At 69.2% G+C, this 12,600-nt stretch carries 13 protein-coding genes; all 13 read left to right on the top strand.

The window, feature by feature from the left end:
- Nucleotides 1-57: 57 nt before the first annotated feature.
- The 13 genes from rpmA to ACYCO6_RS23490 all read left to right on the top strand — a co-directional run bounded on the left by rpmA (nt 58) and on the right by ACYCO6_RS23490 (nt 12,538).
- Nucleotides 58-324: a 50S ribosomal protein L27 gene (gene rpmA, locus ACYCO6_RS23430; protein WP_043352185.1), complete on the top strand. Its 267-nt coding sequence runs from the start codon at nt 58-60 to the stop codon at nt 322-324.
- A gap of 185 nt (nt 325-509) precedes the next feature.
- The gene (locus ACYCO6_RS23435) at nt 510-1,106 is read left to right on the top strand and encodes a GNAT family N-acetyltransferase (RefSeq protein WP_459763789.1); all 597 of its coding nucleotides are present in this window, start codon (nt 510-512) and stop codon (nt 1,104-1,106) included.
- An 89-nt stretch (nt 1,107-1,195) separates the two neighbouring features.
- The gene (obgE, locus tag ACYCO6_RS23440; RefSeq protein WP_459763791.1) at nt 1,196-2,227 is read left to right on the top strand and encodes a GTPase ObgE; all 1,032 of its coding nucleotides are present in this window, start codon (nt 1,196-1,198) and stop codon (nt 2,225-2,227) included.
- Between the two features lie 659 nt (nt 2,228-2,886).
- A complete protein-coding gene (gene proB / locus ACYCO6_RS23445; RefSeq protein ID WP_459763793.1) occupies nt 2,887-4,002 on the top strand; it encodes a glutamate 5-kinase in 1,116 nt (371 codons plus the stop codon).
- Between the two features lie 159 nt (nt 4,003-4,161).
- A complete protein-coding gene (locus ACYCO6_RS23450) occupies nt 4,162-5,460 on the top strand; it encodes a glutamate-5-semialdehyde dehydrogenase (RefSeq protein WP_459763795.1) in 1,299 nt (432 codons plus the stop codon).
- Between the two features lie 19 nt (nt 5,461-5,479).
- Nucleotides 5,480-6,154, top strand: a complete 675-nt coding sequence (locus ACYCO6_RS23455) for a nicotinate-nucleotide adenylyltransferase (RefSeq protein ID WP_459763797.1) — start codon at nt 5,480-5,482, stop codon at nt 6,152-6,154.
- 114 nt (nt 6,155-6,268) lie between these two features.
- Nucleotides 6,269-6,601 carry a ribosome silencing factor gene (gene rsfS, locus ACYCO6_RS23460; protein WP_459773673.1) on the top strand — a complete coding sequence of 111 codons (333 nt, stop codon included), beginning with the start codon at nt 6,269-6,271 and terminating at the stop codon, nt 6,599-6,601.
- Between the two features lie 13 nt (nt 6,602-6,614).
- Nucleotides 6,615-7,109 (top strand): 23S rRNA (pseudouridine(1915)-N(3))-methyltransferase RlmH, encoded by a 495-nt coding sequence (gene rlmH, locus ACYCO6_RS23465; protein ID WP_459763799.1) that lies wholly within the window; start codon nt 6,615-6,617, stop codon nt 7,107-7,109.
- A gap of 87 nt (nt 7,110-7,196) precedes the next feature.
- The gene (locus ACYCO6_RS23470; RefSeq protein WP_459773674.1) at nt 7,197-8,495 is read left to right on the top strand and encodes a murein hydrolase activator EnvC family protein; all 1,299 of its coding nucleotides are present in this window, start codon (nt 7,197-7,199) and stop codon (nt 8,493-8,495) included.
- Complete coding sequence (locus ACYCO6_RS23475) at nt 8,495-9,835, top strand: S41 family peptidase (protein WP_459763801.1); 1,341 nt, start codon at nt 8,495-8,497, stop codon at nt 9,833-9,835. Before ACYCO6_RS23470 ends, ACYCO6_RS23475 begins: the two co-directional genes overlap by 1 nt.
- 172 nt (nt 9,836-10,007) lie before the next feature.
- Complete coding sequence (locus ACYCO6_RS23480) at nt 10,008-11,246, top strand: divergent polysaccharide deacetylase family protein (RefSeq protein WP_459763803.1); 1,239 nt, start codon at nt 10,008-10,010, stop codon at nt 11,244-11,246.
- An 83-nt stretch (nt 11,247-11,329) separates the two neighbouring features.
- The gene (locus ACYCO6_RS23485; protein WP_459763805.1) at nt 11,330-11,884 is read left to right on the top strand and encodes an RNA pyrophosphohydrolase; all 555 of its coding nucleotides are present in this window, start codon (nt 11,330-11,332) and stop codon (nt 11,882-11,884) included.
- Between the two features lie 24 nt (nt 11,885-11,908).
- Nucleotides 11,909-12,538, top strand: a complete 630-nt coding sequence (locus tag ACYCO6_RS23490) for a DUF2939 domain-containing protein (RefSeq protein ID WP_459763807.1) — start codon at nt 11,909-11,911, stop codon at nt 12,536-12,538.
- Nucleotides 12,539-12,600 lie beyond the last annotated feature (62 nt).

Consider the following 12,600-nt stretch of genomic DNA (forward strand, 5'->3'; position numbering starts at 1 on the left):
TCTCGAAGCCCCGATCCGCGACCGCATCCAAGCAGATCAGAATTCGGAGTTCATCCCATGGCACACAAGAAGGCTGGCGGCTCGTCCCGCAACGGTCGCGACTCGGAAGGCCGGCGCCTCGGCGTCAAGAAGTTCGGCGCGGAAGCCGTGATTCCGGGCAACATCATCGTGCGTCAACGCGGCACCAAATGGCATCCCGGCGCCAATGTCGGCATGGGCAAGGACCACACGCTCTTCGCGCTGGTACCGGGCCATGTCCGCTTCGAGACGCGCCGCGGGCGCGCCTTCGTAGCCGTAACCCCGCTGGCCGAGGCCGCGGAATAAGAGGCGGGCGCCCGAGAGGCGAAGCTGGCGTCCCGCCCGGTGTCCCACACCGGACCGGAGACGTCGTTGCCGAGCCCCTGACAGGCCGGATCGGACGGAACACCGGGGAGGATGGGACGCCATCCTCCCCTTCGTCGTCTTGAGGCGGTGCCCCGGAGCCGGGAACGCCGCCCAACGAGGGCACGATGTTCCCCGATCTGACCCGTGATGACGTCTTCCGGATCGAGACACAGAGGCTGTGGCTGCGCTGGCCTACCGCCAAGGACCGGGACGCGATCCTGAAGCTGGCCGGGACGCCGTCCGTCGCCGAGATGCTGGCGCGGGTGCCGCATCCGTTGCCGGCCCCCGCGGTAGACACCTTTCTGCTGCAGGCGCGGTCCGCGAACGCCGCCGGGACCGCGCTGATCCTCGCCCTGGCGCAGCGGTCCGCGCCGGCGCGTTTGATCGGCCTGATCAGCATCGAGGGCGAGTCCGGCTCGGTGCCGGAACTCGGCTATTGGTTGGGGGAACCGCACTGGGGCGCCGGCCTGATGCGCGAGGCGGTGTCGGGCGTCTGCCACGCCTTCTTCGCCTATGCGGGCGGGGCGGAGATTGCCGCGTCGGCGCGCATCATCAATCCGGCGTCCCGCCGCGTCCTGGAAGCGTGCGGCTTCGCGCATGTCGGCACCGACATCCGGCCGTTCCCGGCCCGTGGCGAGGATCTGCCGGTCGATCTCTTCCGCCTCGACCGGCAGCGGTGGCAGAAGCTGGTTTCGGAACCGGCAATGACAGAGGCCGCCTGAGGCGGCCTCGCGGAACCGGCGACGGCCGGCGGCCGCTGACGGGATAATGGTGCGGGTCGCGGGTCCGCACCCGACAAGGGGTTCGAGCCGTGAAGTTCCTCGACGAAGCCAAGGTCTATGTCCGCTCCGGTGACGGCGGTCCCGGCTGCGTCTCGTTCCGGCGGGAGAAGTTCATCGAGTTCGGCGGCCCGAACGGCGGCGACGGCGGCCGGGGCGGCGATGTCTGGGTGGAATGCGTGGAGGGGCTCAACACCCTGATCGACTATCGCTACCAGCAGCACTTCAAGGCCAAGAAGGGCGAGCACGGCATGGGCTCGAACTGCCACGGCGCCAACGGCGCCGACGCGGTTCTGAAAGTCCCGGCCGGCACGCAGATCTTCTCCGAGGATGGCGAGACCCTGCTCGCCGATCTGACCGAAGTCGGCCAGAAGATCCGCCTCGCCAAGGGCGGCAATGGCGGCTTCGGCAACGCCTACTTCACGACCTCCACCAACCGCGCCCCGAAACACGCCAATCCCGGCCAGGAAGGCCAGGAGATGTGGATCTGGCTGCGGCTGAAGCTCATCGCCGATGCCGGCCTCGTCGGGCTGCCGAACGCGGGTAAGTCGACCTTCCTGGCGAGCGTCACGGCCGCCAAGCCCAAGATTGCCGATTACCCCTTCACGACGCTTCATCCCGGTTTGGGCGTAGTGCGCTCGGACGGGCGCGAGTTCGTGCTCGCCGACATTCCGGGCCTGATCGAGGGCGCGCATGAGGGCGTCGGCCTCGGCGACAAGTTCCTCGCCCATGTCGAGCGCTGCCGCGTACTGCTGCATCTCGTGGACGGGACGAGCGAGCATGCCGGCAAGACCTACAAGCTGGTCCGCGGGGAGATCGAAGCCTACGGCAACGGTCTCGCGGAGAAGCCCGAGATCGTGGCACTCTCCAAGGCCGATGCTTTGGATGCCGAGACGCTCAAGAGTCAGGTGGCCAAGCTGAAACGCGCGGCCGGCCGCGCGCCGCTGGTCCTGTCCTCGGCGAGCCGAAAGGGCGTGCCGGAGGCGCTGCGGGCGCTTCAGGCCGAGATCGATGCCAGTGCGGAAGCGGAGAACAAGGAACCGGCGGCCGCCTGGCAGCCGTGAGAGGCCGAAGCCTCCGTTCGGCCGGCAGGGCTGGCCGAAGCGAACTCTTCCGACGCCTCGTTCTATCGGGGGCGATCAGCCCTGCTTCAGCCTGGCGATCGTTTCAGCCGGCACCAGCCGCCCGACTTGATCTTCGGGACGTTCCCGTCGAGCGAGAAGTGAGAGTCCGGCATCGCGCCGACATCCTTGGAGGTCGTGGTAGGCGACCTGCGCCCTCGGCGGGAGCTGCTGCACATTGCGGCCGAAGCCGCTTGCGCCCGGCGCGCCGCGATCGGTGGCAGCGGCCGATGCCTGCTGCGAGAGTACTACGAGGCTGCCCGCTCCAAGAGCGGCGGCCCCAAGAAACACGCGTCGATTCGCATCCGTCGTGTCTGTGTGCCTGTTTGCATTTTTGATTTGAGCGACGGAGGCGCTGCGGCGAGGCAGCGTCCGGTTCGCAGTCGTCGCTGCCGCGCCGCCAGAGTGACATTTGGCATGCAAGAAACTCACGAGGTCGTGAGGGATGACAACCGCAGCGCCAACGTTTCAGCAGCCTGGCCGCATGGTGCCAAGCGGGATCGCGGATGCAGGGGCGACCACCATTCCACGGTTGCCTTTCGGCTGTTCAACCGCGCAGTCTTCGTCCAAACCGCGTCCGTGCGTCCTTGTTCTCTGAAACCATGATCCTTGCCCTCGAAGAGTTCCGTCGCGTCGTCATCAAGGTCGGCTCTGCGCTCTTGGTCGACCGCGGCGCCGGCCGCCTGCGGCATGCCTGGCTCGCCGCTCTGGCCGAGGACATCGCCGAGTTGCATGGCCGGGGCGTCGACGTCCTGGTCGTGTCGTCGGGCAGCATCGCCCTGGGCCGGACGGTGCTCGGGCTGCCTCCGGGTGCCCTGCGGCTGGAGGAGAGCCAGGGAGCCGCGTCGGTCGGGCAAATCACGCTCGCGCGCCACTGGGCCGAGGCACTGGGTCATCACGGCATCGTCGCCGGGCAGATCCTGGTGACGCCCCAGGACACGGAGGAGCGGCGCCGCTACCTCAATGCCCGGGCAACCGTGCTGAAGCTGCTCGAAATGCGCGCCGTGCCGGTCGTCAATGAGAATGACACGGTGGCCACCTCCGAGATCCGTTACGGCGACAACGACCGGCTCGCCGCGCGGGTCGCCACCATGATCGACGCCGACGTGCTGGTCCTGTTCTCGGACATCGACGGGCTCTACACCGCGCCGCCGAAAAGCGCTCCGGACGCGCGCCACTTGGCGGTCGTCGACCGCATCACCCCGGAGATCGAGGCGATGGCCGGTGGCCCGGCCTCGGAGCTGTCGCGGGGCGGCATGCGCACCAAGGTCGAGGCGGCCAAGATCGCCGTTGCCGGGGGGACCCATCTCGTCATCGCCGACGGGCGCGCCAAGAATCCGCTGAAAGCGGTACGGGAGGGTGCGCGCTGCACATGGTTCCTTTCGGGGTCCACGCCGACTGCCGCACGCAAGACCTGGATCGCAGGATCCCTTGAACCTCGCGGTACCCTGACGATCGATTCCGGAGCCCTGAAGGCTCTGCGCGGCGGAGCCAGCCTGCTCCCGGTCGGCGTGCGGGGAATCGAGGGCAGCTTCTCCCGCGGCGACGCGGTGGTGATCTGCGATGTCGAGGGACGGGCGCTCGGCCGCGGCCTCGTCGCCTATGACAGCGCCGAAGCCGCCCTGATCATCGGCCATCCGAGCGCGCGTATTCCCGAGCTGCTCAACTATCCGGGCCGCGCGTGGATGGTGCATCGCGATGACTTGGCACTATTCTAGATAAAGCCAAGGCCCATCCGGTGATCCTCAATTCTGCGGCCGCCGATCATCGTTACGGTCCGACGTCCGGCACGCTTGTCGGTGCGGCGGCTCATATGCAAATACAGCCCTACCCCTGTCGGGCCGAGTGAGCGGCCATCGAGAATCGAGAACGCCAGCGTGCCCGTCCTGAACCTGAGATCCGACTTCGCCGAGGCCGATGCCCTCCCGGAGCAGATGGCAGCGATTGGCCGGCGCGCCCGGGCCGCGGCCCGGCGGATGGCGCTTGCCTCGGCCCGGACCAAGGACATCGCCCTCAAGCTGATCGCCGAGCGCCTTCGAGCCAGCCGCGATGAGATTTTAGTCGAGAACGCGCGCGACGTCGCGGCCGCCCGGAACGCCGGCCAGAGCGCCGCGCTGATCGACCGGCTCACTCTCGATCCCGGCCGCCTCGCTGCCATGGCGGACGCGGTGGATAAGGTCGGTTCGCTGGCCGATCCGGTGGGGCGCCAGCTCGCCGCGATCGAACGGCCGAACGGCCTGCTGATCGAGCGTATCGCGGTGCCGCTCGGCGTGGTCGGCGTGATCTTCGAGAGCCGGCCGAATGTCACGGCGGATGCCGGAGCGCTCTGCCTCAAGGCCGGCAACGCCGCGATCCTGCGCGCCGGATCCGACAGCCACCGCACCGCCATGGCGATTGCCCGGGCGATGAGCCAGGGCCTTGCCGAGGCCGGCCTGCCCGAGGACGCGATTCAGCTTGTGCCGACGCGCGACCGCGCCGCCGTGGGGCTGATGCTCGCCGGCCTCGACGGCTGCGTCGACGTGATCGTACCCCGCGGCGGGCGCGGCCTCGTCGAGCGCGTCCAGGCGGAGGCGCGGGTGCCGGTCTTCGCCCATCTCGACGGGATCAACCATGTCTACGTCGCCGCCGGGGCGAACCTCGACATGGCCCGCACCGTGCTGCTCAACAGCAAGATGCGTCGGACCAGCGTCTGCGGTGCCGCCGAGACCCTGCTGGTGGACCGCGCCTGCGCGTCGACCCACCTCGCTCCCCTCGTTCATGCGCTGCTCGATGCCGGCTGCGCCGTCCGCGGCGACACCGAAACTCAGGCCGTCGATCCGAGGGTGACAGCAGCCTCCGAGGAGGACTGGCACACTGAGTATCTCGATGCGGTCATCGCCGTCCGGGTGGTCGACGGGATCGACGCGGCGATCGAGCATATCGAGACCTACGGCTCGCATCATACCGACGCCATTATCACCGAGGACGACGTGGAGGCGACGCGCTTCCTCGCAGAGGTCGATTCCGCGATCGTGACCCACAATGCCTCGACCCAGTTCGCTGATGGCGGCGAGTTCGGCTTCGGGGCCGAGATCGGGATCGCCACGGGCCGTATGCACGCGCGGGGTCCGGTGGGCGTCGAGCAACTGACGACGTTCAAGTATCGCGTCCACGGCACCGGCCAGATCCGTCCGTGAGATCAGCACAGGGTCGGGCGTGCGGCTGATCCTGCCGCCGAGCGCCCCCGGCATGCGGATCGGCCTCTACGGCGGATCCTTCAACCCCGCCCATCCCGGCCACCGTCACGTCACCTTGATGGCGTTGCGGCGGCTCGGGCTGGACCGGGTCTGGTGGCTCGTGAGCCCGGGGAATCCGCTCAAAAGCCGGAGCGCGTTGCCGCCCGTCGAAGTGCGCTGCGCCCAGGCGCGCCGGATCGCCCACCACCCCCGCATCGCCGTCACCGGCATCGAGGCGGCGCTCGGGGTGCGCTTCACGGTGCAGACGCTGCGCCACCTCACGCGCCGTTGCCCCGGCGTGCATTTCGTCTGGATCATGGGCGCCGATTCACTGAGCACCTTCCATCGCTGGAAAGGTTATGCGGCGATCGCACGGCTCGTGCCGATCGCCGTCGTCGACCGGCCCGGCTATACCATGACCCCGCTCAGCGCCCGGGCTGCACGCCGCCTCGCGGGCGCCCGGATCCCGGAAAGGGCGGCGTCCACACTCGCGCTGCGCTCGCCGCCGGCCTGGACCTTCCTCCACGGTCCCCGCTCACACCTGTCGTCGACGCAGATCCGCAATGCGATACGGGGGAGCGCCGGTCGGCCGATGCCGGCGGAGTTGCAATCGAGCCCCGATAACGCCAATTTCGTCACATCGCGCGAGGCCTAACGCTGCCGCGCGGCATCACGAGGAACCAGGACTCTGCCCGAGACCATTCGCACGGAGACGATCCGCACCCCAGTCCCAGCCCTGGACGAAACCGGCCAGGCGCGCTCGGACGATCTGAAAGCCCTCGCGCTCGGATGTCTCGACGAGATGAAAGCCGAGGAGACAATTGCCATCGACCTCGCCGGCAAGACGTCGCTCGCCGACACGATGATCATCACCTCTGGTCGGTCACAGCGTCATGTCGGCTCGATCGCCGACAAGATCATCCAGGAGATGAAGAACCGCGGCTTCGGCAATGCCCGGGTCGAGGGCCTGCCCGCCTGTGACTGGGTGTTGATCGACGCTGGGGATGTGCTGGTGCATATCTTCCGCCCAGAGGTGCGCGGCTTCTACAATCTCGAGAAGATGTGGGGCGCCGATCGCCCCGTCGGCTTGGCGGTCGGCTAGGCCGAGCGCCTGCTTGCGCCTGCTCCTGGCAGCGGTCGGACGGCTCAAGGCCGGACCTGAGCGCGAACTTGCGTCACGATATCGCGACCGCGCCGCACAACTCGGTCGCAGCCTGGGCTTCCCGGCCTGCGACAGCGTCGAGATTCCGGAATCGCGGGCGCGCCGTGCGGCGGATCGGTGCGCGGAAGAAGCGGCGGCTCTGCTTGCTCTCCTGCCGCCGGCAGGTGTGCTGGTCGCCTTTGACGAGCGTGGCCGCGCCGATATCGGCAGCGAAGCGCTTGCCCAGCGGGTGGCCGCGTGGCGGGACGTCGCACGACCGGCGCTCATGGTCGTGATTGGCGGTCCGGATGGGCTGGACGCCTCAATTCGGACGAAGGCTGAGCTGATCCTGTCGTTCGGGGCTGCTACCCTGCCCCACGGACTCGTGCGCGTGCTGGCCCTCGAACAGATCTACCGCAGCCTAACAATCCTGGCCGGGCATCCGTATCATCGGGGCGAGGCGGGCTGAGCCGCCGTGTCGATCGGCGAGAGGGGGACGATCGTGTCCAGGTCGCGAGCCGGAGTGAGCGCGCGGCGGGCGCTGCCCGTCCTCGCGATGCTGGCCCTCGCCTGTGCCGCACCGGTGCGGGCGGAGCCTCCCTCGCCCTCGGATGCCGAGGCGATCCAGCGCGCGAACGAGGAGCGCGAGCGCCGGGCTGAGAACCTGAAGCGAGTGCAGGACGCGCTGGCCGCCAGCGCCGGCCAGCGCGCGCAGTTCGAATCCGAGATCGCCGCGATCGGGTCCGACCGCGCAAAGCTGGACGCGGCACTCCTCGACGCCGGGCGCCAAGCGCAGGCCACCGAGGAGCGGCTGAGTCGCCTGGAGGAGCGCCTGAAGGCGATGAGCGAGAGTGAGGCCGCGATCCGCCACTCGCTCCAGGCCCGCCGCGGCGTGGTCGCCGAGATCCTGGCAGCCCTCCAGCGGATGGGCCGGCGTCCGCCGCCGGCGGTGCTGGTGAGCCCTGAGGACGTGCTCGCGGCGATCCGCACCTCGATGCTGCTCGGGGCGGTGGTGCCGGAGCTGCGCGGAGAGGTCGACACCCTCGCCGCCGACCTCGCGGAGATGATCCGTCTGCGTGGCTTGATCGCGCAGGACAAGGAGGGCCTGACCAACGACCTCGCCGGCTGGGCGCGCGAGCAGCAGAGGCTCCAGGCCCTGGTCGCGGCCCGCCGGGCCCGGCAGGCCGAGGTGGAGAGTGGCCTCGTCGCCGAGCGGAAACGTGCGGCCGAGCTCGGCGCCCAGGCCAAGAATCTCAAGGACCTCCTGGACCGGACCGAGGCCGAAGTCGCCGCGGCCAAGCGGTCCGTCGACGAGGCGAAGGCGGCGGCGGAGCGCGAAGCGCGGGTGATGCAGGAGCGCTTTGCCGCGGCCGGCTTCCGCGATCCCGCCCGGCTGGCACCGAAAGTGCATTTTGCCGACGCGCGGGGCGAAGTGCCGCGGCCGGTCAGCGGCCGGCTCGCGCGCGGCTTCAACCAGCCCGACGGCAATGGCGGAACCACCCGCGGCGTGTCATTCACGACGCGTCCGAAGGCGGTGGTCTCCTCCCCGGCGGACGGATGGGTGCAGTTCGCGGGACCCTTCCGGTCCTACGGGCAACTCTTGATCATCAACGCGGGCGACGGCTACTATCTTCTGCTCGCGGGGATGGATCAGATCAGCGTCGAGGTCGGCCAGTTCGTACTTGCAGGCGAACCGGTCGGCAGCATGGGCGATAAGGGCGCGGGTCCGCCTGGGGCCGAAGGCGATCCGACCCTGTACGTCGAGTTCAAGAAGGACGGCGGCTCCATCGATCCGGAGCCGTGGTGGGCGAGAAGCCCGAACAATACGGTACTTGGCGAGAAGGTTCGCGGCTGATGCGCAAGACTTCCCTGATCATGCTCGGCGCGCTCCTGGGCGCCGGCACTTCCATGGTGGCCACCCAGACCGACTTCCTGTCGGGTCCTCGGGCCGTGGCCGCCTCGGCCGAGACCTATCGCCAGCTGAGCCTGTTCGGCGACGTCTTCGAGAAGGTCCGCACCGACTATGTCGAGAAGCCGGACGAGTCGAAGATGATCGAGGCGGCCGTGAACGGCATGCTCTCCTCGCTGGACCCGCATTCGAGCTACATGGACGCCAAGGCGTTCCGTGACATGCAGACCACCACCCGCGGCGAGTTCGGTGGCCTGGGCATCGAGGTCACGATGGAGGACGGCCTGATCAAGGTCGTCACGCCGATCGACGACACGCCGGCCGCCAAGGCCGGCCTGCTCGCCAACGACATCATCACGCAGATCGACGACGATCAGGTCCAGGGCCTCACCCTGAACCAAGCGGTCGACAAGATGCGCGGGCCGGTGAATTCGAGCGTGAAGCTCAAGATCTCCCGCAAGGAGTCGAAGGATCCGATCGACGTCACGCTCACCCGTGACGTGATCAAGATCAAGCCGGTGCGCTCGAAGGTCGAGGGCGGCGACGTCGCCTACATTCGCCTGACCCAGTTCAACGAGCAGACCTTCGACGGCATGCGCGCGGCCATCGACAAGCTGTCGAGCGATATCGGTGCCGACAAGATCAAGGGCTACGTCATCGACCTGCGCAACAACCCCGGCGGCCTTCTCGACCAGGCCGTGATGGTGTCGGATGCCTTCCTCGACCGCGGCGAGATCGTCTCCACCCGCGGCCGCAACCCGGACGAGACCCAGCGCTTCTCGGCCAAGGCCGGCGACCTGACCAAGGGCAAGCCAGTGGTGGTGCTGGTCAACGGCGGCTCGGCCTCCGCGTCCGAGATCGTCGCCGGTGCCCTGCAGGATCACAAGCGCGCGACCATCATGGGCACCCGCTCCTTCGGCAAGGGCTCGGTGCAGTCGATCATCCCGCTCGGCGGCTCCGGCGCCCTGCGACTGACCACGGCGCGCTACTACACGCCCTCGGGGCGTTCGATCCAGGCCAAGGGCATCGAGCCCGACGTCGAGGTGACGCAGGACGTGCCCGACGAGCTGAAGGGCAAGGACGAGACCAAGGGCGAGGCCGGGCTGAAGGGGCACCTGAAGCAGAAGGACACCGACGAGCGTGGCGGCTCGTCCGCCTACGTCCCGCCGGATCCGGCCAAGGACAAGCAGCTGATCGCGGCCGTGGACTTCCTCCACGGCATCCAGAAGGGCGCGGCCAACGGCACGCCGGCGGCGCAGCAGCAGAAGCCGAGCCTGCCGAACTGATCCGCACGGACCGCGAAGCATGAGACCGATCCCGCCCGGCAGCCCTGCCGGGCGGGATTTTCCTTTCCAAACCGGGCATTAGCGGAACGTTAACCATACCGGCCGGCAATGGTCGCCGGGATCCGCGCCGCCCATGTCGGCGCCGGCAATGCGATCGCGCATCGAGAGCCGCTTGACCGAGTCCACCGACGATATCCTCACACGGCCCCTCGGGGTGCCGGAGGCAGGGGTGCCGGAACAGCCCATAGGACGGTTCGGGCGCATCGTCGCGACCCTGCGCCGGCCGAAGGTCGCCGGCTGCGTGATAGCGGGCGCGTTCGTGGTGTCGGCCGGTCTCGTGCTGGTGCTTGGCGATCCACAAGGGGGAGAACCGCGCATCGAGGCCGCCATCACGCTGCGCGAGCCGGTCGCGCGAACCCCTGCACCGACACCGCCCGCAGCCGAGCCGCCGGTCGCAATGGTCCCTGCCGGGCCAGCTCAGCTTCAGCGGAGCGCCGAGGAGATCGAGACGGCTTCGGGGGTCACGGTGGTGCGTCCGCCGGGATCGGGCCCGACAGAGGCTGTGGTGATCCGGGTCCCGCCGCCGAACGCGCCACGCTTGGCCGCTGCGCCGGACCCGCGCATCAGCGAGCCGGGCCGGCACGGCGTTATGCCGAAGCTCGGCGAGGGCCATATCCGCGCGCTCGACGTCTACGCGCGTTCCGAGGAACCCGGCACGGGCCCGCGCATCGCGATCGTCGTGACCGGGCTCGGCGTAGGCCAGGCCGCTACAGCCGGCGCTACCGCGCGCCTGCCGGCCGCCGTGAGCCTCGCCTTCCTACCCTATGGCGGCGAGGCCGAGCGCGCCGCCGCCCGTGCCCGCGATGCCGGCCACGAGATCTTCCTCCAGCTGCCGATGGAGCCCTTCGACTATCCCGACAGCGATCCCGGCCCGCAAACCCTGCTCACGAGCCTCAAAGGGCCGGAGAATGCCGACCGCCTCGCCTGGGCGCTCACCCGCTTCCCGGGCTATGTCGGCGTGGCGAATTTCATGGGCTCGAAGCTGATGGCCGATGCCGCCTTCGAGCCGATCCTTCGCGAGATCGGAGCCCGGGGCCTCGGCTTCCTGGACGACGGCACGGCCCCGAAGGCCAGCTCCGCTCCGGTCAACAAGTCACGAACGCCGGTCGCCCGTGCCGAGATCGTCCTCGACGCGGTTCCGCGGGCCGATGCGATCGACGCGGCCCTGGCTCAGGCTGAGGCGCGGGCACGCACCACCGGATTCGTGCTGGTCTCGGCGAGCGGCGCGGCGCTCAGCGTCGACCGGATCGCGCGCTGGGCCAGGGATCTCGATACTCGCGGTCTTCGCCTCGTTCCCGCCAGCGTGGCGCTCCGCGGTTCCCGCGAGAAGCGCGTCTCGACGGCAGAGTGAGTGCCCGGTCGATCGATGGCCCCCGTCGCCCCGGCGAGGGCCGTAACCCCGAACGCCGTTGCCGCGTCGCTCGCGCCTGACCTATGGTCCTCCCGATGACGACGGATTCGGAACCGGGCAGCGCCCTGCCCTACCGCCCCTGCGTAGGTGTCGCCCTGATCGCGCCGACGGGCGGCGTCTTCGTAGGGCGTCGCAGCAAGGATGCCGGCCCCGAACACGTTGCGGGTCCGCACATGTGGCAGATGCCGCAGGGCGGCATCGATCCCGGGGAGGATCCGGAGACGGCCGCGCGCCGCGAACTCTATGAGGAGACCAATGTCCCGCCGGAGGCCCTGACGCTCCTCGCGGAGATCCCGGATTGGCTGGCCTACGATCTTCCGCCCGCGGTGATGAAGCAGGCCTGGAAGGGCCGCTATCGCGGCCAGTCCCAGAAATGGTTCGCCTACGGCTTCCTGGGCAGCGAGGATCTGATCGACGTGCATCAGCCGGGCGGCGGCGCCCACAAGCCCGAATTCGACGCGTGGCGCTGGGCGCACTTTTCCGAGCTGCCGGACCTGATCGTGCCGTTCAAGCGCCCAGTCTACGAGAGCGTGGTCGCCGCCTTCTCCAGCCTTGCGCATTGGGCGGCAAAGTCGTGACGCCTCGGACGGAGTCCTGATTCCGTGCGATGGCTCGCAGTCCCGCTCGGAATCGCCCTGGCGTGGCTCGCCTTCACGATGAGCCCGCTCTGGTCGCTCTACGATCTCGCGCAGGCCGTGCGCCGGCACGACACCGTCTACGTCGAGAGCCACGTCAACTTCCGGACGCTCCGCCTCTCCCTGGTCCGTCAGATCACGGCGGCAATGCGCGCGGCTTCCGAGACAGACCCGGATCTGGAACCCCGCGACCGCCAGCGACTCAACGAGGCCGCCTACGGGCTCGCGCTGGCGCTCTCCGAGACGATGGTGACGCCGGAGACGGTGATTGATCTCCTCGCCAATGGCTGGCCCGACAAGCTCGATGTCGAGCGCCCCCCCGGCACACGGCCCGAGGGTCTCGCGATCCGCAATCTCGGCCGGCTCATGCCCTATTACGCGGCCCTGGAGATGCGCGGCTTCCGCGCCGTCGTGATCCCGATCCCGCCCGAGGCGCCCCGCGCCGAGCGCACGCGCATTCGGTTGCGGCTGCGCGGCCTCAGCTGGCGCCTGGTCGATATCGAGATGGCCGACGTGCTGCGAGAGCAGATCGCCGCGAAGCTCGGCCGGGCTCTGGCGCGCGCCAAGATCGGGGCGAGTGCCGGCGAAGAGCGATAAAAGACAGAGCCTTCGCGGCGCGTCCCAACCCAGCGTGGTGGTGCCCAGTCCGAGTCACGCGA

The sequence above is a fragment of the Methylobacterium sp. CM6257 genome, assembly GCF_054611515.1.

Bases quoted from the DNA above. Each gene is read 5' to 3' on its own strand.
- rpmA (WP_043352185.1), top strand. From the start codon at position 58: ATGGCACACAAGAAGGCTGGCGGCTCGTCCCGCAACGGTCGCGACTCG.
- ACYCO6_RS23475 (WP_459763801.1), top strand. From the start codon at position 8,495: ATGCGCAAGACTTCCCTGATCATGCTCGGCGCGCTCCTGGGCGCCGGC.
- ACYCO6_RS23435 (WP_459763789.1), top strand. From the start codon at position 510: ATGTTCCCCGATCTGACCCGTGATGACGTCTTCCGGATCGAGACACAG.
- ACYCO6_RS23470 (WP_459773674.1), top strand. From the start codon at position 7,197: ATGCTGGCCCTCGCCTGTGCCGCACCGGTGCGGGCGGAGCCTCCCTCG.
- proB (WP_459763793.1), top strand. From the start codon at position 2,887: ATGATCCTTGCCCTCGAAGAGTTCCGTCGCGTCGTCATCAAGGTCGGC.
- ACYCO6_RS23485 (WP_459763805.1), top strand. From the start codon at position 11,330: ATGGTCCTCCCGATGACGACGGATTCGGAACCGGGCAGCGCCCTGCCC.